Source organism: Frigoribacterium sp. Leaf186, assembly GCF_001423905.1.
Taxonomy (GTDB): domain Bacteria; phylum Actinomycetota; class Actinomycetes; order Actinomycetales; family Microbacteriaceae; genus Frigoribacterium.
The window spans coordinates 558-26,240 of sequence record NZ_LMPQ01000006.1 but is presented as its reverse complement, the minus strand read 5'-3'; the positions used below and the strand labels follow the sequence as shown (position 1 = coordinate 26,240).

Here is a 25,683-nt window from a genome sequence, read left to right as displayed (position 1 = left end):
GCCACGAGGTAAACACGCCGCCACACGATGTCATGGCGGCGTGTTTACCTCGTGGCGGGAAGCGCGCCGGCCCCCGCCCGCCGCAGCACGGGCCCGGGCACGACACCAGGAGGTGGGCACAGCGCCAGGCCTAGTTCTGGCGCTGTGTCCACCTCGTGGCGATGTGGCCCGATGAGGCCCGCGCCCCGGCTGATCGACCTGCCCGCCCGGCCGGCTGCCCGCCCGGCCGGCTGCCCGCCCGGCCGGCTGCTCGCCTGCCCGAGCTGCACCCTCGCCCCTCCCCCGCCACGAAGTACACACGCCGCCACGACATCCCGTGGCGGCGTGTGTACTTCGTGGCCGAATGCGCGCCGACCACCTCTCGTCCGCACGCCGCGCCTCCCCTGCCGACCCGCGCCTCCTGCCCCCGCCGCTCCTACGCGGCGACCCGCCGGCGCCGCTCCCGCCCCCTCATGACGACGACGACCGCGACCATCGCCGTGAGCGCCAGCCCCACGATCGCCGGGGCCCCGACGTCGACGGCGCTCTCGAGCCCGCCGCGGGTCGCCTGTGCGCCGAGCCACAGCGCGGTCGCCCCCTGCACGAGGTAGGCGACGAGGTACACGGCCGACAGCGTCCCGGCGCGGTGATGCTCCGGAGCGAACCGCGACACGATCCCGAGTCCCGACGCGAAGAACAGGCTGTAGCCCACCCCCGACAGCACGCAGAACGCCAAGAACAGCCCCAACGACTGCTGTGCCGCGGCCAGCACTAGCGCCGTGAAGCTCAGGCCAGTCGCCACGGCCGCCACGACGACGGCGATCACCACCGGCACCCGTCGCGAGGCGAGCGCAACGACCGCGATGACGAGCATCGACAGGGCGATCACCGAGCCCGTCACGAACGCGTTGTCGGTGCCGATCAGCGTCACGCCGATCTCGGCACCGAGCGAGAGCACCACGGCTCCGAGAGCGTAGGAGGCGCTGACACAGACCGCCGCGGCCCCCACCGCCCCGAGCAGGGCGCGCGGCACGCTCGGCCACCGTGGCCTCCAGTGTCCGGCCTTCTCGTCCCGGTCGCGCGGCAGCCGCCAGACCAGCACGAGCACCCCGGCCTCGACCACGAGCAGCACCCAGTAGGTGAGGTGCAGCGGCTCGGGCGCGTACTGGACGAGGGCTCCCCCGAGCAGTGTGGCGAAGACCAGGCCGACGGCGGTGGAGGCGGTGCTGATCGCTCCGGTGCGGGCCGAGTTGACGGGCCCGGCGATGTCGATCATGGCGGCGGTGGCGGGGCTGAGCGACAGGCCGACGCCGAGGCCCATGAACGCGCGGCCGACGAGAACCCAGCCGACGTCGGGCGCGAGGGCGAACAGCAGCACGCCGACGATCGACGCGCTGACTCCGAGCAGGATGCTCGCCCGCCGACCGATCGTGTCGCTCAGGCTGCCGAAGACGAGCAGCACGACGACGAGGACGAGCGGGTAGACGGCGAAGATCGCGGTCGTGACGAACGGGGTCAGCTGCCAGTCGCTCGCGTAGAGCGGGTAGACCGGCGTCGCGGCGCCGCTCGTCCACAGGGCGAGGGCGAGGACGGAGGCGCAGGTCCAGAACGCGAGCCGGTTCGGCCCCTCGGGACGGACGGACGCAGCGAGGTCACGGGGCATGACGGCGACGCTAGCACCCTGGATACGAAAAGCCTATCGAGGTAGGGTGTCGGCATGGCCTCCCGTGGACCCCTCGACCCGCGCTGCGGCATCGCCCGCAGCCTCGACCTGCTCGGCGAGCGCTGGGCCCTGCTCGTGGTGCGCGAGGCGCTGCTCGGGCACACGCGCTTCTCGCAGTTCCGGGCGCGGCTCGGACTGTCGCCGGACGTGCTGACCGCGCGGCTCGACTCCCTCGTCGCGGCCGGCGTGCTCGAGCGGTCGACCTACCGAGAGGACGGGGCCCGAGAACGTGTCGAGTACCTGCTGACCGACGCCGGCCGCAACCTCGCTCCCGTGCTGGCCGCCCTCGCCGTCTGGGGCGACGAGCACGATCCGCACCCCGACGGCGCCGCACGCCGGTTCAGCGTCGCCGCGTCGGGCGAGCCCGTGCGGGTCGCGTTCGTCACGGGCGACGGGCACGTGGTCGAGCCCGCCGACGTCGAGATGGTGCCGCGCGCCGGCGACTGAGCCGCGCCTCCTGAGGGCTCGTGCCGCGTGCCCGCCCGTCTGCTCGATGAACCCCGTTTCGCACGATGAACCCCGTTCCGGCTGGGTGCATCGTTCGAAACGGGGTTCATCGCACCACGAGCCTCAGACTGCCGCACCCTCCAGCACGGCTTCAGCCCGTTCCTCGCTGCCCTCGGCCAACCCACGCTCGATCGCGGCCCGCGAGGCGAGCCACATGCCGAGCCCGACGACGAACACGAGCACCTCGGTCACGGTCAGTGCCCACACGACGCCGCCCAGCCCGAACCAGGAGTTCCCCACGAGCACGATCGGGACGAACAACACGCCCTGCGTTATGGACAGCACGATGGCGGGCAGCGCCTTTCCGGTCGCCTGGAACACCGACGTGATGAGCCCGGTGAAGCCGTTCACGACGGTCGCCACGAGCTGCGCCGTGAGGATGGTCACGCCGATCGCGAGCACCGACCCGTCACCCGAGAAGGCGGAGAACACCTGATCGCGGAAGACGAACACCGTCGTCGAGAAGACCGTCACGATGCCGCCGACCGTCACGGCCGACGCCCGGAGCGCCGAACCGAAGCGGGCTCGGTCACCCTTGCCGAACGAGTAGGCGAGCAGAGGCAGCACGCCGATCGTGACACCCATCACGAGGAACTCCGGCACCTGGGCGATGCGGACCGCGATACCCATGGCGGCGAGCGCGCTGTCGCCGTAGGCCGCTGCGAGGTTGTTCAGCACGAGCGTCGTCACGATGAGGAACGCCGACTGGATCAGCTCCCCCGACCCGACGCCGAACACGGGCTTGAGCACCGACGGCGACAGGGTGAACCACCGCGGCGACAGGCTGACGTGCTCGCTGTTGCGCTGCAACCAAGTGACGAAGTAGGCGACGGTGACGGCGTTGGCGAGACCCGTGCCGAGGGCCGCACCGGCGACCCCCCAGTGCAGCACCAGGATGAACACGACGTCGAACACCACGTTCGCGACGGTCGACAGCACGAGCCCGATCATCGCCTGACGCGCGGCGCCCTCGGCCCGCACGATCTGCTCGAGGCAGAACGCGCCGGCCAGGACGGGCACGAACGCGAACATGACCCCGACGTAGGTGCTCGTCGCAGGCACGGCGGCGGAGTCCGCGCCCAGCAGCTCGACCACTGCCGGCAGCAGCACCAGGCCAGCGGCCCCGATGACGGCGCCGCTGACGACCGCACCCCACAGCGCGAACGACGACACGTTCCTGATGCGGGCCGCTTCGCCGGGGTCGTGTTCGGCCGCGCCGAGGTGCCGCGAGATCAGCGCGCCTCCCCCGACGCCGAACACGCCGCCGACGGCCATGACGAGACCGAGCAGCGGAGTGCCGAGCGTGATCGCCGCCAACAACGAGGTGTCGTGCTGCGACCCGATGAACCCCGCGTTGATGACGTTGTAGATCGCACCGACGATCATCGCGGCGGCCATCGGCACGCAGAGGTGCACGAGGGCTCGGACGATCGGTGCGGCGGACAAGTACCAGCGGTTGCTCCCGACGACCGGGGCGCTCGGGGGCGCCGGGGCAGGGCGGGGTGCCGGAGCGTCCGCGGAGGCGGAGGTGTTCGTGGGTGCCGGGGTGTTCGTGGGTGCCGGCGTGTTGGCGGGGACGGGGGTGTTCTCGTTCATGAGGTGTCCTTCCGGGCAGGCTCGAGCGCGCGCCGACGAGAGCCGGCACGGCGAGTGGTGAGGTGGGTTCAGGAGGCGCGGGTCGGCCAGCCGAGACGGCGCGCGACACCGTCCTGCCGCCGCAGCCCGGCACTCGGCCCGAGGCAGGATCGGGCCGGGTCGCTTCCCCGCCAGGCGATGGGCACGGCGCCAGGTTTTCTCCTGGCGCCGTGCCCACCTCCTGGCGTGGTGACCGCTGGCCCGGGCACGGATGCGGGCAGGCGAGCCCGATGAAGCGGAGCTGCTGGCGAGGTGGTTCGGGTGCGCGGTGGCTCAGGTGCCTGGCGGTGCGGGATCGGGGGCGGACCCGCTCGCACGCAGGGCGAGCCGACGACTGAGACCTAGCGGCTGGGGCGGGGCAGTGCGGAGGTGATCGTGGTCAGCAGGGCGTGGAGGGTGTCGCGTTCGGCCTGGTCGAGGGGGGCGAGGATGCTCTCGTCCGCCGCGATCATGGCGTCGTCGAATCCCGAGATGAGGTCGGCGGCCGCAGGCGTGGCGTAGACGCGTTTGCGTCGTTCGTCACCGTCCTGGGTGCGGCGGTCGACGAGGCCGCGGCGTTCGAGCCCCTGCAGGAGGCTCGAGACGCTGGCGGCGCTCGTGCGGGTCATGGCGGCGATGTCACGCTGGATGGCACCGGGCGCCTTGACCAGGTAACCGAGGACGAAGGCCTGTTCCGGGCTGAGCTCACGACTCGTGACCCAGTCCTCGCCGGCCTTCCGCTGAGCCCAGCCGACCCAGCGCAGCAGGCCGAGCGTGGTGGTCTCCGTATACTCCTCGATCTCCATGATCAGAAACCTAACTATTCGAGCTCAAACTGTCAACTCTCGAACCTCTTGAGGGAGCGCCGCCACCCCATCCCGAAGTACGCACGCACCGCGCCATCGGACGACGGCGTGTTCACCCCGTGGCGTCGTGCGCCGCTCGCATCACTGTCAGCCCGCACCGTCGGCGAAGCCGGGCTTGGCCGGCCGCGGGAAGGCGGCGCGCATGTGATCGCTGGTGAGCAGGTCGCCGATGCCGATCATCAGCAGCGAGAAGACGATCTGCTCGACGACCATCCACCCGGGGTAGAGCCCGGGGATCGTCGCGATGATCAGTGTGACGATCGGGAAGATGCGACTGAACAGGCGGAGGCGTGAGTAGGCCCAGTAGTAGCCGAGCTGTGCGCGCCAGGCGAAGACGTACAGCGAGGCGGTGATGAAGAGGACGACGGTGGACCGGAACCACACGGCCCACGGCACGAGTTCTCCGCGGCTGGTGAGGACGGCGGCGATGAAGATCGCGGTGAGCCCGACGACGGTCTCGCCAAAGAGCAGCCACCGGATGCCGACGAAGCTGCGGACCGTGCGCGGGTGTTGCCGCATGTCCTCGTGGATGACGTAGCCCGAGTGTCGCCCGCCGGCGAGCCGGTCGAGCTGTAGCCGCTGCCACACCCGGTCGGCCGCGGCCGACAGCCCCACCCCCGAGGAGGCGCGGTGCCACAGCCCAGCCCCCGTCACCCTCGTACCCCGTCCGCTCGTCTCACGAACACCAATGGTGCCCTACTCCGCCCTCAGAACCGACCATGGTCCGACTGCCCGGGTTCGAGCTTGAAGCACCAGGAGCTTGCAGCGATCTGCACTTTTGACGCCTGGGGCACGAGACGGATCGTGTACCTCGTTCCAGCCTCATCCCGTATCACCAGCCGGTTGCCCCCCCGGCGGCTGTCTTCCCGTTCCGTCGTGAAGTCCGAAGAGTCGGCAAGAGCTTCCTCCATCGATCCATACAAAGAATCGACGTCGAAACCGGTGACGTATTCCACCGTCGTCACCCCCGTCCACCGGTACATGCCTCCGGGACAAGACAGCAAGACGCCCGTTGGAGACTCCTCCACGCTCAACGTCTCGCTCGGGGGTATGAACTGCGCCAACGATTGCTGTGATGCTCGAATGCCCTCACGGAGTGCGGGCAGATCGACCGTGGTCGCCCCTTCGGACATGGGATTTCCCTCTCGTTCGTCTGAGTGTGGAGCAGAACAGCCGGCTAGAGCCAGCACGATCGTCGCTGACAGCGTCATGAGACGAGACATTCGCTTAGGAGTCACGACCGTAGAGTTCCTCCCACAGGTCGTTGAGGATCTGATCGTTCTCGACTCCGGTCTCGGCAACGAGAGAATGGTTGTCGTCGAGCCTCGATGGAGGGACGACGGCCAGCCCGGAGTCAACGAGCTCCACGTCGTCGGGCCCCAGGTAGTACCCCTGTGATTCGAATGCATCTGACCTGTTCGGGTTGCGGCCACCCCAGACACCACCCGTGCGCTGAGCAGCCTGGAGGAAGTCCCAGTAGCTGTAATCGCTGTATGTCGAACCAGCTCGCGGTTGCCATTCGGCAGGCATCCCGGCGCCAGCGAGAGAGATGACCTTGTCATAAGCAGCCCCTCTCACCTCGGCTGACGTGATGTTCGCAAGCCCCCAGCTGTGGCCGATGGCGACGTCACGGTATCCGGGTTCCGACCTGATCGGATCGACAGCGAGTCCCCGCTGAAAGTCGTAGAGAGCCTTACTCGTCCTGCGCGCGAAGTCGGGGTCGTTCGCCTGCGCAAAAGCCCCGACGAATTCTGCGGGATCTTTGCGGCCCTCGGCCCCACCGGGAAATACGCCGTCCTTGAAGATGAACGACACCGTCGACTCGTACGGGTCTTCCGCCTGCAGCCACCGTGCCATCTGCTGGACCGTCTCGGGGTCTCGGTAGAACGAATCCATGTTCGTCAACGTCCCTGGCACGTACGTCAGCACCGTCCTGGTCTTGTCGTTCCACTCCCCGATCATCTCGATGATGCGGCTCTTCGCCGGGTCGAACAAGTACAGCTGCACCGTCGGCGGCTGCGCCACCGCGCCCTTCAGGTAGGCCCGTTCGCGCGCCAACGCCGCGAGCCGCTCGGCATCCCCCGTCAATCCTCGCCGCTCGAGTGGGCCCACCATGCGGTCGATCTCGGCGATGCGTCGTGCCGCGTTGATCGCGTTCGCCGCGATCCTCACCGACGGCGGCAGACCGTCGAGCGCCCCGACGATTGCCGGCGCCCCGCGCACCAGAGCCACCTGCAGTGCGGTCAGTCCGTCGGCGTTCCGTGCCCCCTGCGCTCCCAGTCCGTCCCACCACGCCCGTACCTTCTCGGGGTCGGCGAGGAACGCCTCGTCGACCAGTTCGGGGTGCCGCTCGAGCAGCATCGTCAGCTCGGTCGCCGACAGACCTGCCAGCAGATCGAGCAGCCCCTCGGCCGACCCCGCCGAGAGAGCCGCCTCGGTGACCTGGGGCAACGCCCCCATCGCCTCGAGGCTCTGCAACGCCGCGATGCACCGACAGTCGACGGCCGCCCGCTCTTCGACCAGCTCGGACCACAGCCCCACCACGACCTCGAGCTCCAGTTGCCCGTCGTCGATGCGCCGCTGCAACGTGGTCCGCTCCCCCGACCGGTACTCCGACTCGACGACGATGCCGAGGAGGTCGTCACGCGCGGCGTCCGCCGCCTCGCGCATGATGGTCTTCAGCGTCGCCCCCGTCGACATGATGGTCTTCTCGGCCATCGCACGCCGCGCCTCCAGGGTCTGCTTCGACCCCTGGATCAACGAGACCGCCGTCGCGTACGCCTCGAGTGCAGCCGCGTGGTTCTCGAGGCCTCGCGCGACCGCGGACACCTCGGCCGCGGCGTCGGTCACCGCCGCCACGAACCGTTCACCCGAACGCCCCTGCCAGCACTCGCTGCCCCAGCTCGCCGCCTCGGCCAACCGGTACGACGCCACCTCGAGGTCGTCGACCTCGTCACGCCGAGACGTGGCCAGCCGGCGGATGCCGTCGACCGAGCCGAGGCCCGGGTCGTCGTCGACGCTCACTTGGACCCCACCCCGGCGAGGTCGCCGACGGGCAAGCCCGCAGTCAACCGCGCCTCGACCTCAGCGAACTCGAGCATGAAGGTCGTCGGGAAGTCGCCCACCGCCCGGATCGCCTCGACCGTCAGCCCGGCCCGTCGGACCAATTGCCCGGTCGCCTCGTCGAGCGCCGCCGCCACGCTCGGCGACCCCACGTCGGCCGCCGATGCCACCGCCAGCGTCGCCGAGACCTCGGCGTCGACCGCCGCCGTCGACACCCGCCACGCCACGGACGTCAGCGTCCGCTCGTCCACCACCAGATCTGCCATGCACCCTTGCCCTCCGTCATGCGACATCGACATATCGCGTTCGATGGGAGCCACCCTAGCAATGCAGAACGCCCGGTGTGGAAACGATCCACAACCGGGCGTTCAGTTCACAGGTCGTCGACGAGACGACCGAGGGTGCCGTGCCTAGGGGCGCTTGCGCTTCTCGCGCACGCGCATGTTCACCGTGATCGGCGTGCCCTCGAAGCCGAAGATCTCGCGCAGGCGCCGCGTGATGAACCGGCGGTACTGGGGGTCGAGGAACCCGGTCGTGAAGAGCACGAAGGTCGGCGGACGGTTGGCGGCCTGCGTGCCGAAGAGGATGCGCGGCTGCTTGCCCGACCGCAGCGGGTGCGGGTGCTCGGCGACGAGCTCGGCGAGCAACGCGTTGAACTTGCCCGTCGGGATGCGGGTGTCCCACGACTCGAGTGCCAGTTCGAGGGCGGGCACGAGCTTCTCGAGGTGACGACCGGTGCGGGCCGAGATGTTCACGCGCGGCGCCCACGACACATGGTCGAGGTCTTGTTCGATCTCGCGTTCGAGGTAGCGGCGACGGTCGTCGTCCAAGAGGTCCCACTTGTTGAACGCGAGCACGAGCGCGCGGCCCGACTCGAGCACCAGGTCGATGATGCGCAGGTCTTGGGTCGAGATCTGCTCGGTGACGTCGATGACGACCACCGCGACCTCGGCCTTCTCGAGCGCGGCGGACGTGCGCAGCGACGCGTAGAAGTCGGCACCCTGCTGCAGGTGGACGCGCTTCCGGATGCCGGCGGTGTCGACGAACGTCCACACCCGACCGGCGATCTCGACCTGCTCGTCGACCGGGTCGCGGGTCGTGCCGGCCAGCTCGTTGACGACGACGCGCTCTTCACCGGCGGCCTTGTTGAGCAGCGAGCTCTTGCCGACGTTGGGGCGCCCGAGGATCGCAACGCGTCGCGGGCCACCGATCTCTTGCTTGGCCACGGTCGACACGGCGGGCAGCTTGGTCATGCAGAGGTCGAGCAGGTCGGCCACGTTGCGACCGTGCAGGGCCGACGCCGGGAAGGGCTCGCCGAGCCCGAGCGACCACAGCGACGCGGCCTCGAGGTCTTTGCGGGCGTCGTCGCTCTTGTTCGCGACCAGGATCACCGGCTTGTGCGAGGCCCGCAGCATGCGCACGACGGCCTCGTCGGTGGCGGTCGCCCCGACGTTGACGTCTACGACGAAGAGCACGGCGTCGGCGAGGTCGACGGCGATCTCGGCCTGCATCGCGACCGAGCGGTCGATGCCGATCGCGTCGGGCTCCCACCCGCCGGTGTCGACGAGCGTGAAGCGGCGTCCGCCCCACTCGGCCTTGTACGAGACGCGGTCGCGCGTCACGCCGGGCTTGTCCTCGACGACGGCCTCGCGCCTCCCGAGGATGCGGTTGACCATGGCGCTCTTGCCGACGTTCGGTCGACCGACGATGGCGAGCACCGGCAGGGCCGGGGCGTAGGTCAGCGCGTTCGGGTCCCACTCGCCGCCCTCGAGGACGTCGATGTCGCCCTCGTCGAGGTCGTAGTCGGACAGGCCGGCGCGCAGGGCCCTGGCACGCTGGTCGGCGTCCTCGTCGGGCATCGTCTGGATGCGGTCGACCATCTGCTCGTCGAGCTCGGGGTACTTGTCGTCGTCTGCCATGGGGGCTTCCTCTAAGAAATGGGGGTGCTCGCTCGCACGAGCTCGACCACGGCCTGGACGGTCTGGTCGAAGTCGAGTGAGGTGGAGTCGACGGTGGAGACGCCGGGTGCGGCGGTCATGAAGTCGACGACCTTGCTGTCGAGCCGGTCGCGGGTCGAGAGCTGCCGAGCTGTCTCTTCGGCACTCTGCCCGGTCACCTCGGCCGAACGCCTGGCCATCCTAGCCGCTTCGCTCGCGGTCAACAGGATTCTGACCTGGGCATCCGGTGCGACCACGGTCGTGATGTCGCGCCCCTCGGTCACGATGCCCGGCCTGTCGGTCGAGGCGATGATGCGCCGGAACAGGTCGACCATGAACCGTCGCACCTCGGGCACCTTGGCCACGTGGCTGACCGCGGTCGTCACGCGGGGGGTCCGGATCTCGTCGGTCACGTCGCGACCGCCGACGGTCACCGAGGAGGCGCGGGCCGGGTCGATCTCGATCGCGTACCGGAACGACGGCAACGCCGCGATGATCGCGTCCGCGTCGTCGAGGTCGACGGCGTCGTCGAGGGCGTGCAGGGCGAAGGCGCGGTAGGCCGCACCCGTGTCCTGGTAATCGAAGCCGAGCGCGACGGCGGAGGCGCGGCTGACACTGGACTTGCCGCTTCCGGCCGGTCCGTCGACGGCCACCACGACGTGGCGGTGCACGGCGTCGGCGGTCTCGGCACGCAGTTCTTCGACGTGGGCCTCACCGGCCGGGCCGCCGACGCCGTGTTCGCCGGGCGCCCGCTCGGGGTCGGCCTGGGTCGGGTCGACGCCGGTGGGTTCGACGCCGGCCGCGCCTCGGTCGACGCTCATGCGAACGCCCCCGCGACGGTCCAGCCCCGGGCTTCGAGCTCGGTCACGAGTCGGTCTTCTTGTTCGGGCACGATCGATACCTCCGCGAGTCCTACCTGCGCGCCCGGCGAGTGCTCGAGCCGCAGGTCTTCCAGGTTGACGCCGATCTCACCGATCTCGGTGAGCAGGCGGGCCAGCTGCCCGGGGGTGTCGTCGACCATGACGATCACCGAGCTGAACTGGGTCTGTTGCCCGTGCTTGCCGGGCAGCCGGGCGACGCCACCGTTGCCGGCGCCGATGCTCTCGGCCACGGCCCGGCGGCTGCCGGGGGCGTCGGGCGCCTCGAGGGCGACGACGACGCGGTCGAGGTCGGCACGCAGCTCGCGCAGCACGGCGGCCACGCGCGAGGCGTTCGCCCCGAGGATCTGGGTCCAGAGCGCCGGGTCGCTGCTCGCGATGCGCGTGACGTCGCGGACGCCCTGGCCCGCGAGGCCGAGGGAGGCGTCGGGCGCGTCGCGCAACCGGGTCGCCATGAGCGAGGCCACGACCTGCGGCGCGTGGCTCACGAGGGCGACGCCGGCGTCGTGTTCTTCGGGGGTCATCTCGATCGGCGTCGCCCCGAGGTCGAGCGCCAGGTCTTCGACGGCTGCCGCCCGTCGGTAGCTGATGTCGTCGTGCCCGGCGATCACCCAGGGGCGACCGACGAAGAGGTCGGCGCGCGCCGAGACGGCTCCCCCGCGTTCGCGGCCGGCCATCGGGTGCGACCCGATGTAGCGCGACACGTCGGCGCCGCGCGCGCGGAGTTCGGCCAGCGGGGCGACCTTGACCGACGCGACGTCCGTGACGAGGGCCTCGGGCCAGGCCTCGAGCTCGCGCGCGACGATGTCGCTGGTCACGTCGGGCGGCACGGCCACGACCACGAGCACGGGGGCGTCGCCCTCGGCCGGAGGTCGGCCGGCGCCGTAGTCCACCGCGAGGCTGCGGGCGGCCGGCGAGACGTCGTCGAGGATCACGTCCACGCCGTGCTGCCGCAGTCTCAGGCCGATGCTGGCCCCGAGCAGCCCCGATCCGACGATGCGCACCTGGCCCACGAGCCGACGGCTGCCGGCCGACAGGGCGTCGGCCGACGACCCACCGGCGACGGCCGCGCCGGCGCCAGTCACGTCAGCCGGAGTCGAGCCGTCAGCCGAGGAGGCGCGGTGCGCGTCGGTCACGACCGCCCGCCCCCTCGAGGACCACGTCCCCCGGCGTCGGGGCGGCCACGGTACGGACGATCGCCAGCGCGCTCGTCTCGGCCGCCGCGGTCGTCACGTCCGCCGCGGTCGTCGCGCGGGCCGCGCGCCGGACCGCCGCGCGAACCGCCACGGTCGTCGCGCTGCTCGCGGCCCTGGTGGCCGCCGCTGCGCGAGCCGCCCCGGTCGTCGCGACCCTGGTAGCCGCCGCGCGAGTCCTCACGGCCGCCACGGTCGTCCCGACCCTGGTACCCGCCCCGCGAAGCACCGCGGTCGTCGCGACCACCTCGGTCGTCGCGCTGCTCTCGGCCCTGGTAGCCGCCACGCGAGGCACCACGGTCGTCGCGACCGCCGCGCTCGTCCCGGCCCTGGTACCCACCGCGTGAACCACCACGGTCGTCACGACCCTGGTACCCACCACGCGAGTCCCCACGGTCGTCGCGCGAGTCGCGCCCGCCCTGGTAGCCACCGGCACCGGCACCGGCACCGGCACGACGGGCGTCACGACCGCCTCGTTCGTCCTCGCCACGCTCGGCACTGCGGTCGACCCACCCGCGGTTGGTCGCCTTGCCGCCGGCACGGATGCCCGAGGGGCGTCCGGTGCGCGGGTCGCGGTTGGCGTCACGGTTCGGGTAACCCGCCGCACGCTCTTCACCCGGGCTCAGCGGACGATCGCCGCCACCCCGCGGGGCACGGTCGTCACGAGACACGAACCCGCCACGAGATCCACGATCGTCGCGCGACACGAAGCCGCCGCGATCGTCGCGTCCGCGGCCGTCGTCGTTGCGCCCCTGGTACCCGGGACGTGCCCCACCGCGGTCGTCCCGACCCTGGTAGCCGCCACGGGCCGGGCGCTCGTCGCGTCCCCGGCCGTCGTCGTTGCGGCCTTGGTAGCCACCGCGCGATTCACCGCGACCGTCGTCGTTGCGACCCTGGTAGCCCCCACGCGACGCACCACGACCGTCGTCGTTGCGACCCTGGTACCCACGGGACTCGCCACGGTCGTCACGGCCCTGGTAGGCGCGTCGAGCCGGACGCTCGTCGCTGCCGTGGTAGCCGGTGCGAGCCGGTCGCCCCTCGCGTCCGCGGCCGTCGTCGTTGGTGCCCTGGTACCCGCGGACGGGGCGCTCGTCACCGCCGCGTCCGTCGTGCCGGTTGCCCTGGTAGCCCTCTCGGGTCGGGCGCTCGTCGCGTTGACCGCGCCGCGCCTCCTGCTCTCGGCGCACCTGCGCACGGCGCGACGTCGACTCGGCCTGGTCGCGGGCCGCCGCGCGGCGTCGCTCGGCGCGTGCGTCGGTCGCGGGGTCGTACTCTTCGTCGTCCTCGTCGTAGTAGTCCTTCTCGACCTCGTCGTCGGCGAGTGCCAGCTCGACGACGTCGGCCTCGTCGACGGGGGCGTCGGGGCTCTCGGTGATCGGGGCGGCGTCGACGGTCGAGGCCGACGTGGCGTCGCGCGAGATCGTGAGGATCGCGCCGAGTTCCACCTTCGTCAGCGACCGCATGTGACCGACCTTGAGCGTGCCGAGGTGCAGCGGGCCGAACGAGCGACGGACGAGGTCGATGACCGGGTGGCCGACGGCCTCGAGCATGCGGCGCACGATGCGGTTGCGCCCCGAGTGCAGGGTGATCTCGACGAGCGACGAGTCGGTCGAGCGCGAGAGGCCTGCGCCACCCGCCACGAGCGTCGCCTTGTCGGCCGCGATCGGGCCGTCGTCGAGTTCGACGCCCGTCGTCAGCTCGTTGAGCACGGCGGGCGTGACGACGCCCTTCACCTTGGCGATGTAGGTCTTGGTGACGCCGAACGACGGGTGCGCGAGCACGTGCGCGAGCTCGCCGTCGTTCGTCAGCACGAGCAGGCCGCTCGTCTCGACGTCGAGGCGGCCCACGTTGAAGAGGCGCTCCTCGTACTGCTCGGTGAACTGACGGAGGTCGGGGCGACCGTTCTCGTCGCTCAGGGTGCTCACGATGCCGACCGGCTTGTTCAGCATGACGTAACGGCGCGTGGCGTCGAGCTGCACGGCGCTGCCGTCGACGACGATCTTGTCGGTCGTCGGGTCGATGCGGCGGCCGGGCTCGGTGACGACCTTGCCGTTCACCGTGACGCGTCCGGCGGCGATCATGTCTTCGCTGACGCGACGCGAGGCGACGCCCGCGGCGGCCATGACCTTCTGGAGGCGCTCGCCCGAGGCCAGCTCGGAGTCGTCGGCGGACGACGGGGAGGAGTTACGCGACATCGTCGAAACCCCCCTGGCCGTCCGAGAGGAGAGGCGAGATGAGCGGGAGCTCATCGAGCGAGTTGATGCCGAGATGGGTCAAGAGGAGGCCTGTCGTTTCGTAGTTGATGGCGCCTGTCTCGGGGTCGGTGGAGGACTCCGTGATCAGGCCGCGTCCCAGCAGCGTACGGACGACCGAGTCGACGTTCACCGCCCGGATCTGGGCGATGCTGCTGCGGGTGATGGGTTGCTTGTAGGCGATGACCGCCAGCGTCTCGAGAGCCGCTTGTGACAGTTTCGTCGGGTTCTGCGTCAGCACGAAATCGCGGACGACCGGATCGTGCTCGTCTCGGACGTAGAACCGCCAGCCCCCGCCGACCTCGCGCAGCTCGAAACCCCGCCGCACCGTGCCGCCGACGCCGTCGAAGTCGGCCACGAGCGTCGCGATCGCCTGACGCACGGCGGCGACCGGGGCGCCGACGGCCGAGGCCAGCTCGACGAGGGGCTGTGGCTCGTCCGCCACCATCAGCAGGGCCTCGAGCTGGCGGGCGATCGGGGTCGCGGGTCCTCCCTCGGGCGCGGCCGCGGCCGACTCCCCGGTCGAGAACGGTGCCCCGGACGAGGAGGCGCGGGTCGAGTCACCCCTCATAGTCGGCCCCCAGCGCCTCCAGGTTCTCTTCGGTCCAGGTGTCGGCGACCCAGCGGACGCTGAGCTCGCCGAGCGGCTCGACCTGCTCGAACGAGATGGACGCGTGTCGGTACAGCTCGAGCAGGGCCAGGAAGCGTGCGACGACGACGCCCTTCTCGTCGACGCCCGCGACGAGCTCGCGAAACGTGACGAGACCACCACGGCGCAGCAGCGACACGACGATCGCGGCCTGCTCGCGGATGCTCACCAGCGGGGCGTGCAGGTGGTCGAGGCCGACGGTGGGGATCTCGCGCGGCGTGAGCGCCAGCGTGGCGAGGGCGGCGAAGTCATCGGGCGACAGCGTCCAGACGAGTTCGGGCGTGGTGACACGGTACTTCTGCTCGAGTCGCACCGACCGGGCGTGCCGTGCGGCCTCGGCGGCACCGTGTCGGGCGAACCACTCGGCCGCCCGTTTGAACGCGCGGTACTGCAGCAGGCGGGCGAAGAGCAGGTCGCGCGCCTCGAGCAGGGCGACGTCCTCGGCGTCGACGAGCTCGCCCTGCGGCAGCAGTCCCGCGACCTTGAGGTCGAGGAGCGTGGCGGCGACGACGATGAATTCGCTGGCCTGGTCGAGGTTCTCGTCGGTGTCGATGCGGCGCAGGAACGACAGGAACTCGTCGGTCACGGCGCTGAGCGCGACCTCGGTGATGTCAATCTCGCGCTTGGTGATCAGCGAGAGCAACAGGTCGAACGGCCCGCTGAAGTTGTCCAGCCGCACCTCGAACCCGGGCGAGGCCTCTGCACCCGCGAGGACGGTCTCGTCGGCGCCGACCTCGGCGGTCGCCCGATCAGGCCGCGGCACCACGCGCGATCAGCTCTCGGGCCAGCTGGCGGTAGGCCTGAGCCGCCGGGTGCTCGGGGGCGAACTTCGTGATGGGGGTGCCCGCGACGGAGGCGTCGGGGAACTTGACCGTGCGGCCGATGACCGTCTCGAGCACCTGGTCGTCGAACGCCTCGACGACGCGCTCGAGCACCTCGCGGCTGTGCAGCGTGCGCGAGTCGAACATGGTCGGCAGGATGCCGTCGAGCGTGATCGCGGGGTTCAGGCGGTCGCGCACCTTCTCGATCGTCTCGACGAGCAGGGCGACGCCGCGCAGCGCGAAGAACTCGCACTCGAGCGGGATCAGCACGCCGTGCGCGGCGGTGAGGGCGTTGACGGTCAGCAGCCCGAGCGAGGGCTGGCAGTCGATCAGGACGACGTCGTACTCGTCGCTGACCTGGCGCAGGATGCGGGCGAGGATCTGTTCGCGCGCGACCTCGTTGACGAGGTGCACCTCGGCCGCCGAGAGGTCGATGTTGGCCGGCATGACGTCGAGGTTCTCGACCCGCGTCGGCACGATGACGTCGTGGGCGTCTTTCACGGCCCCGATCATCAGGTCGTAGACCGTGGCCTGGTCGTGCGACTGCACGCCGAGACCCGCAGTGAGGGCGCCCTGCGGGTCGAAGTCGATGGCCAGCACGCGACGGCCGTACTCGGCGAACGAGGCGCCGAGGTTGATGGTCGTGGTGGTCTTGCCGACGCCGCCCTTCTGGTTGCAGAGGGTGATGATGCGGGCCGGGCCGTGGCTCGACAGGGGCGCGGGCGTCGGGAACTCGGTGCGCGGACGCCCGGTCGGGCCGTTGGCGGGGACGGTCGCCGGAGCGCTCTCGAAGAGGGCGGGGGTGCTCGAGGTCGGCTTGGTGCTCACGGGTACGAGAGTACCGGCGACCTCCGTCGACGACGGGCTGCCGCGCCCGGCCCGTCACCAGGAAGCCTCATGCCTTGCTTGAGGGTTTTGCCTGGTCAGCGCCGGGTCGGCTCGCAGTCGGCACCGGGTCGGGGCACGCGGTCGGCACGCGGTCGGCGTCGGGTCACGACGCCCAGCGCGCCCGCGGGTGGGCCGTCGAGTAGACGTCCCTCAGCGCATCCGCCGTCACCAACGTGTAGATCTGCGTCGTCGCCACCGACGAGTGCCCGAGCAGCTCTTGCACGACGCGGACGTCGGCTCCACCCTCGAGCAGGTGCGTCGCGAACGAGTGCCGCAGCGTGTGAGGCGACACCTCGACGCCGAGCTGGGCCCGCTCGGCGGCCGCCTGGATGATCAGCCACGCGTTCTGCCGCGACACCCGGGCCCCGCGCGTGCCGAGGAAGAGCGCGGGAGACGCCTCACCCCGCGGGGAGAACACCGGCCGGGCCCGCACCAGGTACGCGTCGAGCGCCCGGCGCGCGTAGCTGCCGAGGGGGACGACGCGTTGCTTGGAGCCCTTGCCGAAGAGGCGCACGACGTCGCCCTCGATGACGTCGTCGACGTTGAGCGACACGGCCTCGCTCACCCGCGCGCCCGTCGCGTAGAGCAGCTCGAGCAGCGCCTTGTCGCGCAGCCGCGTCGGCTCGTCGCCGTCGGTTGCGGCCAGCAACGCCTCGACCTGACCCACCGAGATCGCCTTCGGCAGGCGGCTCGGCAGCTTGGGCGGCCGGGTGGTGCCCGCCACGTCCACCGCGACCAGCCCCTCCTCGAGGGCGAAGCGGTGGAAGCCCCGCACCGACGACAGCACCCGGGCCACCGAGGAGGCGCCCAGCGGCTTCTCGGCGCGGGTCGCCAGCGCCGCCGGGAACGTCGCGACGTCGGCGGGCTCGACCTCGTCGAGGGTGCCCCGCCCGGCCTCGGCCAGGTGCGCACGCCAGAGGACCAGGTCGCGGCGGTAGGCCGCGGTCGTGTTCGGGCTGAGGCCGCGCTCGACCGAGACGTGCCTCAGGTAGCGGTCCAGCGCCTCCTCGATCGTCACGACGTCAGGCTACGGCGACGCGCGCCGCCCCGAGGGGCCGACGCGCTCGTCAGCGGGAGGCGACCGCGGCGAGCGCCGCGATGCTGAGGATCGAGTTGTGCAGTCGCCCGGCGAGCACGCCGTCGACGATCTCGTCGAGCGAGACCCAGCGCTTCTCGATGTCGGCCTCTTCGTCGCTGCGCTCGAAGGCGTCGGCGGTGGCGCTGACTCCGGTGGCCCGGAACACCGTGACCATCTCGTCGTTGCCGCCGGGGGTGGTGTGGAACGAGACGAGTTCGTCCCAGGTCGTCGCCTGCAGGTCGGCCTCTTCGGCGAGCTCGCGCTTCGCGGCGTCGAGCTCGCTCTCGCCCTCGGCGTCGAGCAGGCCTGCGGGCAGCTCCCAGTCGCGGGTGCGGATCGGGTGACGGTACTGCTGGATCACGAGCACGCGCTGTTGGTCGTCGACGGCCAGCACGGCCACGGCACCGGTGTGCGCGACGTACTCGCGCACCATCGGCTTGCCGTTGTAGTCGACGGTGTCGCGCTTGACGTTCCAGACGGCGCCCTCGAACACCACCTCGCTCGTCGTGACCGTGGGCGACGCGGGCTCGTCGGCGAGCGGCGTCGGCCCCTCGGCCGGCGCACCCGTGGCGGCCGGGCCCGTGGCGGCTGCGTCGGTCACGCGACGACCTCGACGGCGTCGGCGTCGTCGGCCTCGTCGGCGAACAGCTTGCTCGCGTCGTGACGCTCGAGCGACGCGGCGACGAGCCCGGAGAACAACGGGTGCGCGTCGTTCGGACGCGACCGCAGCTCGGGGTGGGCCTGCGTGCCGATGTAGAACGGGTGCACGGCGCGGTCGAGCTCGACGTACTCGACGAGCGTGCCGTCGGGCGAGGTGCCCGAGAACCGCAGGCCCGCGTCGGCGATCTGCTGGCGGTACTGGTTCGAGACCTCGTAGCGGTGACGGTGGCGCTCGGAGACCAGCTCGGACCCGTACAGGTCGGCGGCGAGCGAGCCCGGGGTCAGCGCGGCCGGGTAGAGGCCGAGGCGCATGGTGCCGCCCAGGTCGCCGTCGGCGATGATGTCGACCTGCTCGGCCATGGTCGCCACGACGGCGTACTCGGTGTCGGGGTCGAACTCGGACGAGGAGGCGCCGGTCAGGCCGGCCTCGTTGCGCGCGTACTCGATCACCATGCACTGCAGCCCCAGGCAGAGGCCGAGGGCCGGCAGACCGTTCTCACGGGCGTACCGCAGGGCACCGAGCTTTCCCTCGATGCCGCGGATGCCGAAGCCACCGGGTACGCAGATGCCGTCGACGTCGCGCAGCGCCTTGGCCGCGCCCTCGGGCGTCTCGCAGTCGTCGGAGGGGATCCAGGTCAGCGACACCTTGGTCTGGTGCGCGAAGCCGCCGGCCTTGAGCGCCTCGGTGACCGAGAGGTACGCGTCGGGCAGGTCGATGTACTTGCCGACCAGGCCGATCGTGACCTCGTGCTTGGGCTCGTGGACCGCCGTCAGCACCGGCTGCCAACCCGACCAGTCGACCTCGCCGGCCTTCTCGCCGAGGCCGAGGTGGTCGATGATGTAGGCGTCGAGCCCCTGGTCGTTGAGCATCGCGGGGATGTCGTAGATGCTCGCGACGTCTTTCGCGTTGACCACGGCGTCCTCGTCGACGTCGCACATCAGGGCGATCTTCTTCTTGTTGCTCTCGCTGACCGGACGGTCGCTGCGCAGCACGAGCGCGTCGGGCTGGATGCCGATCGAGCGCAGGGCGGCGACGCTGTGCTGCGTCGGCTTGGTCTTCTGCTCACCCGACGCTCCCATGTAGGGCACCAGCGAGACGTGGACGAAGAACACGTTCTTGCGGCCGAGTTCGTGACGCACCTGGCGCGCCGCCTCGATGAACGGCTGGCTCTCGATGTCACCCACGGTGCCGCCGACCTCGGTGATGATCACGTCGGGCTTCGGGTCGTCGTCGGCCTGCTGGCGCATGCGCCGCTTGATCTCGTCGGTGATGTGCGGGATGACCTGGACGGTGTCGCCGAGGTACTCGCCGCGACGCTCCTTCGCGATGACGGTGGAGTAGATCTGACCGGTCGTGACGTTCGCCGACTGACCGAGGTCGATGTCGAGGAATCGCTCGTAGTGCCCGATGTCGAGGTCGGTCTCGGCACCGTCGTCGGTGACGAAGACCTCACCGTGCTGGAACGGGTTCATCGTGCCCGGATCGACGTTCAGGTACGGATCGAGCTTCTGCATGACGACCCGCAGCCCGCGGGCCGTGAGCAGATTGCCCAGGCTGGCGGCCGTCAGGCCTTTTCCGAGGGAGGAGACGACGCCTCCGGTGACGAAGATGTGCTTCGTCGTGCTGGCATCTGGACCCGAGTTCTCAACGTTCACCACGGGATTCCATCCTATGTCACACCGGGCCGTTGCGACAGACCACGCCTGTTACGAACGTGTGTCGGCCGTGGCCGGACGACGGGCCGCCGAGGCGAGCTCGAGCAGTTCGCGAGCGTGCTCGAGCCCGCTCGAGCTGTCGGGCAGCCCGGAGAGGAGGCGGGCCATCTCGGCGACTCGCTCGTCGCCCTCGAGCTGGTGCACGCTGCTGGCCGTGACCTCGCCCGACGCGTCCTTGACGACGCGGAGGTGGTTGGTGGCGAACGCGGCGACCTGGGCCAGGTGCGTCACGACGATGACCTGCGCCCGCTCGGCGAGCGCCGCCAGCCGGCGACCGATCTCGATCGCGGCCGACCCGCCCACGCCGGCGTCGACCTCGTCGAAGACGAAGGTCGGCACGTCGCTCGAGCCGGCCATGACGACCTCGAGCGCGAGCATGACGCGGGAGAGCTCACCGCCCGAGGCCCCCTTGCCGAGTGGCCGCGGCTCGCTGCCCGGGTGTGGGCGCAGCAGCAGCGACACGACGTCGCCGCCGGTCGTGCCCAGCTCGTCGCGGGGGGTGACCTCGACGACGATCTCGGCACCCGTCATCGCCAGGGCGCTCAGCTCGGCGCTGACCCGAGTCGACAGGTCGGCCCCGGAGGCGCGGCGCAGCTCGCCGAGGACGCCCGCGCGTCGCTCGGCCTCGGCCCGCAGCTCGGCCACGTCGTCGTCGAGGTGCGCGAGCCGGTCGTCGTCGCCGTCGAGCTCGACCAGGCGGCGGCTGCCGTCGTCGAGCAGCCGGATGACGTCGTCGAGGGTGGGGCCGTGCTTGCGGACGAGACCGGCCAGGTCGGCCCGGCGCGTCTGCACCGACTCCAGCTCGACCGCGACGTCGGCGTCGAGCGTGCCGAGGTAGCTCGAGAGGCGAGACGCAGACTCGCCGACCTGCACGCTGACCTCGGCCAGCAGGTCGGCGATCGGTGCCAGGGCGGGGTCGTGGGGCGCCACGCGTTCGATCTGACGCCGTGCCTCTTCGACGAGGGACACGACGTCGCGGGTCCCGTCGACGGCGTCGGTGGAGAGGACCTCGTGGGCGAGACCGGCCGCCAGCCGGAGGTCTTCGGCGTTGCTCAGGCGTTCGGCCGTGGCGTCGAGCTCGTCGAGTTCGCCTGCGACGGGGGCGAGGCCCTCGATCTCGTCGATCGCGGCCCGCAACGTCTCGGCCTCGGCGCGTCGGGAGTCACGGTCGCGGGTGATCTCGTCGAGCTCGGCACGGGCGGCCAGCCAGGCGTCGTAGGCGCTGCGGTAGTGCCCGGCCGCTTCGGCGAGGGCCGCACCGCCGTGTGCGTCGACGGCGGCGCGCTGCGCGGCGGCGGACTTGAGCCGGATCTGCTCGGACTGGCCGTGCACGACGACGAGGTGGTCGGCGAGGTCGCCGAGCACGCCGATCGGTGCCGTGCGACCACCGACGACGGCGCGGCTGCGTCCCTCGGCCGACACGACGCGACTGAGGAAGAGCTCACCGTCGTCGACGTCGCCGCCCGCGTCGCGGACCCGTTCGACGATGGCGCCCTCGGCGGGGACGAGCCACCGGCCGTCGACGACGGCCTGGGGGCTGCCCGACCGGACGACCCCGCTCTCGGCTCGCTGACCGAGCAGCAGGCCGAGCGCCGAGACGACCATGGTCTTGCCCGCCCCGGTCTCGCCCGTCACGGCGGTGAAGCCGGGCCCCAGGGGCAGCGTGGCACGACCGATGACACCCAGGTCGCGGATCGAGATCTCTTCGATCATCGCTCGCCCTCGGCGGTGGGGTCGACATCGACGCGCGCCGGGCCGCGCCACCCGGTCACGGGCAGCTGGAACTTGGCCACGAGGCGGTCGGTGAACGGGCCGGTCCGGAGGCGGGCCAGTCGGACGGGCTGGTCGGAGCGGCTGCACTCGACCCGGGCCCCCGGCGGCAGGTCGTGCTCGCGCCGGCCGTCGCACCAGAGGATGCCGCGCGCGTCGGTGCGGCTGAGCACCTCGACGGCGAGGACCGAGTCGGGTCCGACCACGAGCGGGCGCGCGAAGAGGGCGTGGGCGCTGAGCGGCACGAGCAACAGGGCCTGCACCGCGGGCCAGACCACGGGGCCGCCGGCCGAGAACGAGTACGCCGTCGAGCCGGTCGGGGTCGACATCACGACGCCGTCGCACCCGAACGACGACAGGGGCCGGCCGTCGACCTCGATGACGACCTCGAGCATGCGTTCGCGAGAGGCCTTCTCGACCGTGGCCTCGTTCATCGCCCAGGTCTCGTAGACGACCTCGTCGCCGTTGGTGACCTTGACGTCGAGCGCGAAGCGCTCCTCGACCTCGTAGTCGGCCGCGAGCACGCGGGCCACGGTGTCGGCCATCTCGTCGCGCTCGCTCTCGGCCAGGAACCCCACGTGCCCGAGGTTGACGCCGACGATGGGCGCCCGGGTGCCACGGATCAGCTCGGCCGCCCGCAAGATCGTGCCGTCGCCACCGAGCACGATGACGCACTCGAGGTCGTCGCAGGCGACGCCGTCGAAGAGGATCTCGACGTCGTCGATCGCGGCCGTCGGTTCGGCCCGACGGATGTCGTCCCACTCGTCGCGCGGCAGCACAGGCACGACTCCGGCGTCGCCCAGCAGCCCGCAGACCGCGAGGGCCGCGTCGATCGAGTCCGGGCGCCCCGTGTGCGAGACCACCAGGATGTGTCGTGTCGGGGAGATGTCGTTCACCCTCTCGTCAAGCTGTCGGCGGTGCTGAGCCATTCTGTCGGATTCGTCCCGGCCGAGGCCGAGAAGTGCACACAGTACTCGCGGTTGCCCGAGCCGCCGACGATGGGGGACGAGATGAGTCCGGCCGTGCCGAGGCCCAGGTCGTGGGCCGCCCATAAGACGCCGGTGACGGCCTCGTTCCGCAGGGCCGGGTCGAGCACGAGGCCCTCGCGCACGCCCTGTCGCCCCACCTCGAACTGCGGCTTGACCAAGAGCACGAAGTCGTTCTCCACACCCACGGTCGCCACGAGCGCGGGCAGCACCATGGTCAACGAGATGAACGAGACGTCGGCGACGACGAGCGACACCGAGGAGGCGCGGGTCGTCACCTCCGCCAACCGCTCGGCCGTCAGGTACCGCGCGTTCTCGCCCTCGACGATCGTGACGCGCGGGTCGAAGCGCACGGGGTTGGCCAGCTGGCCGTGCCCGACGTCGAGGGCGACCACGTGCTCGGCCCCGCGCTCGAGGAGCACCTGGGTGAAACCGCCGGTGGACGCGCCGACGTCGAGGGCCGTCCGCCCGGTCGGGTCGACGCCGAACGCGTCGAGTGCACCGATCAGCTTGTGCGCCGCCCGACTCACGTAGTGGTCGAGACCCGCGACGGCGACGTCGTCCGACTCGGCGACCCGGGCCGACGCCTTCACGACGCCGACGCCGTTGACCGTCACGAGGCCGTCCGACAGCAGTCGTGCGGCGTGCGTCCGCGACCGGGCGAGGCCACGCCGGGCCAGCACCGAGTCGAGTCGCTCGCCCGCGGCCTCGGACGACGTCATCGACCGTCCCGACCGGAGTCGTCCGTCGTGCCCTCGAGCACAGCGCGGAGTTCGTCGTGGACGGCCCCGAACGCCGCGGCCCGGGATGCCAAGGGCTGGGACTCGATGTCGGCCACCCGGTCGGACCAGCCGGCCCGCGCCTCCTGACGCTCGTCGGCGTCGGGCACGGCGGCGACCTGCGGCGTGGCGCCGGAGGGCGTGCCGTCAGGGGCGGTCTCGTCGGGGTGGTCGTCGCTCATGGTGCCGTCCAGACTAGCCGCCGCCCCTGACGCTCGAGACGGGCGGTCAGCCGTCGGCGTGCAACGCGGGGTCGACGTCGAGGCCGTAGATCGCCTTGCCGGTCCCCCACACGGCGACGGCGCCGGCGCGCAGGAGGTCGACGGGGTCGTCTCCCTCGGACAGGACGCGCACCAGGTGACCGCGGACGGCGACGCTCGCGGCGCGGACGGTCACGACGTGGACGTCCTCCTCGTCGTGCTCGACCGTCTCGGGGTAGGGCTGCGACAGCTCTCGGAGGTCGGCGACGATGAAGTCGGGTCGCGACTTCGCGTCGGCCGCGAGGACCTGCTTCGCGCCGTCGATGCCGGTGAGCACGAGGATGGAGGTCAGCCCTGCCGCGTTCGCGCCGACGATGTCGGTGTCGAGCCGGTCGCCGATGAAGGCGGCCTTCGTCGCCCCGAAGCGTTCGACGGCCGCCGCGAAGATCGGCGTCTCAGGCTTGCCGGCCGTCACCGGCAGGCGCCCCACGGCGGTGTGTACCGCCGACACGAGCGTCCCGTTGCCGGGCGCGATGCCGCGCTCCTGCGGGATGGTCCAGTCGGTGTTCGTCGCGATCCACGGGATGCCCGTGTGCAACGCGTACGACGCCTCGGCCAGTTGCGCCCACCCGACGTCGGGGCTGAAACCTTGCACGACGGCCGCCGGGGAGTCGTCGGCCGATCGGGTCACGACGAACCCTTCGGCCTCGAGCACCGACGTCAGCCCCTCCCCACCGACGACGAGGACGGTCGAACCGGCCGGGACGGCGTCGGCCAGGAGGCGCACCGCGGCCTGCGGGGACGTCACCACGTCGTCCGCGCCCACCTCGAGGCCGTAGCCCGACAGCTGGGATGCGACGGCCTCGGCCGTCCGCGACGCGTTGTTGGTGATGTAGCCCACCCGACGGGTCCTCGCGACGTCGGTCAGGCTCTCGACGGCGTGGTCGACGGCGTGCCGACCGCGGTACACGACCCCGTCGAGGTCCGCGAGGACGGTGTCGACGCCGTCGAGGGGGGTCCGGCCGTCAGCCACGGTGCTCGTCGGCGCCGTCGTCCGGCGGGGTCGTCTCGGGATCGGCAGTCTCATCGTTCTGGTCGTCCTCGTGGTCGGGCGTCTCGCGGTCGTCGTCGGCCGAGGTCACGTCCGCGGCTCCGGCACTGGTGGTCTCGGTGACCTCGTCGACATCGTCGAATCCGTCTTCGTCGTCGACCTCGTCGAGGTCGACCGATCGCTCGTCGACCGCGTCGACCTCGATCTCCTCCTCGACGATCTCGACGGTCTCGCCGTCGGCACCGCCGTGCTCGAGCGCGGCCAAGGCGTCCTCGGCACGATCGGCCAGCTCGAGCCACTTCTCGCCTTCGTCGGGTCGGCCGAGGTCCTCGAGCACGGTGCCGTACGCCGCGAACAGCGCCGGGCTGTAGCTGAAGGCCTTGGTCCGGTCGAGTTGAGGGATCTCGAGTTCGCCGAGAGCCGCCTGGGGCTGACCGAGGTCGAGACGGGCACCCGACATGGCGATCGCCAGCGAGACCCGGACCTGCGGGTCGAGCGTGGATGCGTCGACGGATCGGCCCAGTTCGAGCGCACGCTCGGGGCGACCGAGACCTCGTTCGCTGTCGACCATCAGGGGCAGCTGGTCGTCGCGTCCCGAGATGCGACGGTAGGTGCGCAGCTCACGGAGGGTCAGGGCGTAGTCCCCCACCTGGTAGGCGGTGATGGCGATGGTCTCGCGGACGACCGAGATGCGTCCGGCGCGGCGACCGGCCGAGAGCGCGTGCTTGTGGGCCTCGGCGGGGTCTTCGTCGATCAGACGGCCGGCCATCACGAGGTGCTTGGCCACCCAGTCGGCGTTCTCCTTGCTGAGGGTCTTCAGTTCGCCCCGCGCCACCTTGTCGAGATCGCGGGGCTCGACGTCGTCGGGCACGTGCGCGACCTCCTGGGCGGGACGCACGGACTTGATGCCGAACGGGTCGCGATCTTCGGGGGTCTCACGAGGCTTCCAACCGTCCCGTCGGTCACCCCGCCCGGTCGAGCCGGCACGAGGCGCAGCACCACGACGGTCGTCACCACCGGGCCAGCCGCCCCGCTGCGGACGGTCTCCGTACGACGGGCGGTCACCACGCTGG

The 25,683-nt window shown here is 71.3% G+C and carries 23 protein-coding genes and 1 pseudogene; 1 reads left to right on the top strand and 23 read right to left on the bottom strand.

What is annotated here, in order from left to right; all coding sequences use genetic code 11:
- Positions 1 to 415: 415 nt before the first annotated feature.
- Positions 416 to 1,642 (bottom strand): MFS transporter, encoded by a 1,227-nt coding sequence (locus ASG05_RS05535; protein ID WP_056258584.1) that lies wholly within the window; start codon positions 1,640 to 1,642, stop codon positions 416 to 418.
- A gap of 54 nt (positions 1,643 to 1,696) precedes the next feature.
- Here ASG05_RS05535 and ASG05_RS05530 point away from each other — a divergent pair, with 54 nt between their 5' ends.
- Positions 1,697 to 2,149 (top strand): helix-turn-helix domain-containing protein, encoded by a 453-nt coding sequence (locus tag ASG05_RS05530; protein ID WP_056258580.1) that lies wholly within the window; start codon positions 1,697 to 1,699, stop codon positions 2,147 to 2,149.
- Positions 2,150 to 2,272: 123 nt separating this feature from the next.
- On the opposite strand, the gene ASG05_RS05525 is transcribed toward ASG05_RS05530, so the two are convergent.
- The 22 genes and pseudogenes from ASG05_RS05525 to ASG05_RS16700 all read right to left on the bottom strand — a co-directional run.
- Positions 2,273 to 3,805, bottom strand: a complete 1,533-nt coding sequence (locus tag ASG05_RS05525; protein ID WP_082486470.1) for an MATE family efflux transporter — start codon at positions 3,803 to 3,805, stop codon at positions 2,273 to 2,275.
- Between the two features lie 380 nt (positions 3,806 to 4,185).
- On the bottom strand, positions 4,186 to 4,629 hold the full coding sequence (locus ASG05_RS05520; RefSeq protein WP_056258578.1) for a MarR family winged helix-turn-helix transcriptional regulator: 444 nt from the start codon (positions 4,627 to 4,629) through the stop codon (positions 4,186 to 4,188).
- A gap of 147 nt (positions 4,630 to 4,776) precedes the next feature.
- Positions 4,777 to 5,343 carry a hypothetical protein gene (locus ASG05_RS05515; protein ID WP_235491415.1) on the bottom strand — a complete coding sequence of 189 codons (567 nt, stop codon included), beginning with the start codon at positions 5,341 to 5,343 and terminating at the stop codon, positions 4,777 to 4,779.
- A 53-nt stretch (positions 5,344 to 5,396) separates the two neighbouring features.
- A complete protein-coding gene (locus ASG05_RS16710) occupies positions 5,397 to 5,645 on the bottom strand; it encodes a hypothetical protein (protein ID WP_157490081.1) in 249 nt (82 codons plus the stop codon).
- A 271-nt stretch (positions 5,646 to 5,916) separates the two neighbouring features.
- Positions 5,917 to 7,623, bottom strand: coding sequence for a hypothetical protein (locus ASG05_RS05505; RefSeq protein ID WP_157490080.1), 1,707 nt, complete (start codon positions 7,621 to 7,623; stop codon positions 5,917 to 5,919).
- Positions 7,624 to 7,709: 86 nt separating this feature from the next.
- On the bottom strand, positions 7,710 to 8,018 hold the full coding sequence (locus ASG05_RS05500) for a hypothetical protein (protein ID WP_157490079.1): 309 nt from the start codon (positions 8,016 to 8,018) through the stop codon (positions 7,710 to 7,712).
- 144 nt (positions 8,019 to 8,162) lie between these two features.
- Positions 8,163 to 9,611, bottom strand: coding sequence for a ribosome biogenesis GTPase Der (gene der / locus ASG05_RS05495; protein ID WP_369814040.1), 1,449 nt, complete (start codon positions 9,609 to 9,611; stop codon positions 8,163 to 8,165).
- Positions 9,612 to 9,682: 71 nt separating this feature from the next.
- Positions 9,683 to 10,510: a (d)CMP kinase gene (cmk, locus tag ASG05_RS05490; protein WP_082486469.1), complete on the bottom strand. Its 828-nt coding sequence runs from the start codon at positions 10,508 to 10,510 to the stop codon at positions 9,683 to 9,685.
- On the bottom strand, positions 10,507 to 11,604 hold the full coding sequence (locus ASG05_RS05485; protein ID WP_056258802.1) for a prephenate dehydrogenase: 1,098 nt from the start codon (positions 11,602 to 11,604) through the stop codon (positions 10,507 to 10,509). Before ASG05_RS05485 ends, cmk begins: the two co-directional genes overlap by 4 nt.
- A 1,562-nt stretch (positions 11,605 to 13,166) precedes the next feature.
- Positions 13,167 to 13,955, bottom strand: a pseudogene (locus ASG05_RS16825) (pseudouridine synthase); the annotation flags it as partial.
- Positions 13,945 to 14,583 carry an SMC-Scp complex subunit ScpB gene (gene scpB, locus ASG05_RS05475; protein ID WP_082486468.1) on the bottom strand — a complete coding sequence of 213 codons (639 nt, stop codon included), beginning with the start codon at positions 14,581 to 14,583 and terminating at the stop codon, positions 13,945 to 13,947. The pseudogene ASG05_RS16825 and the gene scpB, both read right to left, overlap by 11 nt.
- Positions 14,573 to 15,427: a ScpA family protein gene (locus ASG05_RS05470; RefSeq protein WP_082486467.1), complete on the bottom strand. Its 855-nt coding sequence runs from the start codon at positions 15,425 to 15,427 to the stop codon at positions 14,573 to 14,575. The genes scpB and ASG05_RS05470 overlap by 11 nt, the downstream gene beginning before the upstream one ends.
- Positions 15,411 to 16,310: a ParA family protein gene (locus ASG05_RS05465; RefSeq protein ID WP_056258563.1), complete on the bottom strand. Its 900-nt coding sequence runs from the start codon at positions 16,308 to 16,310 to the stop codon at positions 15,411 to 15,413. The genes ASG05_RS05470 and ASG05_RS05465 overlap by 17 nt, the downstream gene beginning before the upstream one ends.
- A gap of 163 nt (positions 16,311 to 16,473) precedes the next feature.
- On the bottom strand, positions 16,474 to 17,388 hold the full coding sequence (gene xerD, locus ASG05_RS05460) for a site-specific tyrosine recombinase XerD (RefSeq protein WP_056258560.1): 915 nt from the start codon (positions 17,386 to 17,388) through the stop codon (positions 16,474 to 16,476).
- Positions 17,389 to 17,437: 49 nt separating this feature from the next.
- Positions 17,438 to 18,049 carry an NUDIX hydrolase gene (locus ASG05_RS05455; RefSeq protein WP_056258557.1) on the bottom strand — a complete coding sequence of 204 codons (612 nt, stop codon included), beginning with the start codon at positions 18,047 to 18,049 and terminating at the stop codon, positions 17,438 to 17,440.
- Positions 18,046 to 19,764 carry a CTP synthase gene (locus tag ASG05_RS05450; RefSeq protein ID WP_082486496.1) on the bottom strand — a complete coding sequence of 573 codons (1,719 nt, stop codon included), beginning with the start codon at positions 19,762 to 19,764 and terminating at the stop codon, positions 18,046 to 18,048. Before ASG05_RS05450 ends, ASG05_RS05455 begins: the two co-directional genes overlap by 4 nt.
- A 51-nt stretch (positions 19,765 to 19,815) precedes the next feature.
- Positions 19,816 to 21,537, bottom strand: a complete 1,722-nt coding sequence (recN, locus tag ASG05_RS05445; RefSeq protein WP_056258551.1) for a DNA repair protein RecN — start codon at positions 21,535 to 21,537, stop codon at positions 19,816 to 19,818.
- Positions 21,534 to 22,481: an NAD kinase gene (locus ASG05_RS05440; RefSeq protein ID WP_235491419.1), complete on the bottom strand. Its 948-nt coding sequence runs from the start codon at positions 22,479 to 22,481 to the stop codon at positions 21,534 to 21,536. Before ASG05_RS05440 ends, recN begins: the two co-directional genes overlap by 4 nt.
- Before the next feature lie 5 nt (positions 22,482 to 22,486).
- Positions 22,487 to 23,302 carry a TlyA family RNA methyltransferase gene (locus ASG05_RS05435; protein ID WP_056258796.1) on the bottom strand — a complete coding sequence of 272 codons (816 nt, stop codon included), beginning with the start codon at positions 23,300 to 23,302 and terminating at the stop codon, positions 22,487 to 22,489.
- The gene (locus ASG05_RS05430) at positions 23,299 to 23,541 is read right to left on the bottom strand and encodes a hypothetical protein (RefSeq protein WP_056258545.1); all 243 of its coding nucleotides are present in this window, start codon (positions 23,539 to 23,541) and stop codon (positions 23,299 to 23,301) included. Before ASG05_RS05430 ends, ASG05_RS05435 begins: the two co-directional genes overlap by 4 nt.
- A gap of 46 nt (positions 23,542 to 23,587) precedes the next feature.
- On the bottom strand, positions 23,588 to 24,646 hold the full coding sequence (locus ASG05_RS05425; protein WP_082486466.1) for an HAD-IIA family hydrolase: 1,059 nt from the start codon (positions 24,644 to 24,646) through the stop codon (positions 23,588 to 23,590).
- On the bottom strand, positions 24,585 to 25,683 hold a 1,099-nt coding region (locus ASG05_RS16700), incomplete at its 5' end, for a hypothetical protein (RefSeq protein ID WP_235491414.1). The genes ASG05_RS16700 and ASG05_RS05425, both read right to left, overlap by 62 nt.

What these genes read in the sequence shown, in the direction of transcription:
- scpB (WP_082486468.1), bottom strand. Translation starts at nt 14,583, where the DNA reads ATGAGGGGTGACTCGACCCGCGCCTCCTCGTCCGGGGCACCGTTCTCG.
- ASG05_RS05425 (WP_082486466.1), bottom strand. Translation starts at nt 24,646, where the DNA reads ATGAGACTGCCGATCCCGAGACGACCCCGCCGGACGACGGCGCCGACG.
- der (WP_369814040.1), bottom strand. Translation starts at nt 9,611, where the DNA reads ATGCCCGACGAGGACGCCGACCAGCGTGCCAGGGCCCTGCGCGCCGGC.
- ASG05_RS05520 (WP_056258578.1), bottom strand. Translation starts at nt 4,629, where the DNA reads ATGGAGATCGAGGAGTATACGGAGACCACCACGCTCGGCCTGCTGCGC.
- ASG05_RS05500 (WP_157490079.1), bottom strand. Translation starts at nt 8,018, where the DNA reads ATGGCAGATCTGGTGGTGGACGAGCGGACGCTGACGTCCGTGGCGTGG.
- ASG05_RS05525 (WP_082486470.1), bottom strand. Translation starts at nt 3,805, where the DNA reads ATGAACGAGAACACCCCCGTCCCCGCCAACACGCCGGCACCCACGAAC.
- ASG05_RS05435 (WP_056258796.1), bottom strand. Translation starts at nt 23,302, where the DNA reads ATGACGTCGTCCGAGGCCGCGGGCGAGCGACTCGACTCGGTGCTGGCC.
- cmk (WP_082486469.1), bottom strand. Translation starts at nt 10,510, where the DNA reads ATGAGCGTCGACCGAGGCGCGGCCGGCGTCGAACCCACCGGCGTCGAC.
- ASG05_RS05430 (WP_056258545.1), bottom strand. Translation starts at nt 23,541, where the DNA reads ATGAGCGACGACCACCCCGACGAGACCGCCCCTGACGGCACGCCCTCC.
- recN (WP_056258551.1), bottom strand. Translation starts at nt 21,537, where the DNA reads ATGATCGAAGAGATCTCGATCCGCGACCTGGGTGTCATCGGTCGTGCC.
- ASG05_RS05535 (WP_056258584.1), bottom strand. Translation starts at nt 1,642, where the DNA reads ATGCCCCGTGACCTCGCTGCGTCCGTCCGTCCCGAGGGGCCGAACCGG.
- ASG05_RS05530 (WP_056258580.1), top strand. Translation starts at nt 1,697, where the DNA reads ATGGCCTCCCGTGGACCCCTCGACCCGCGCTGCGGCATCGCCCGCAGC.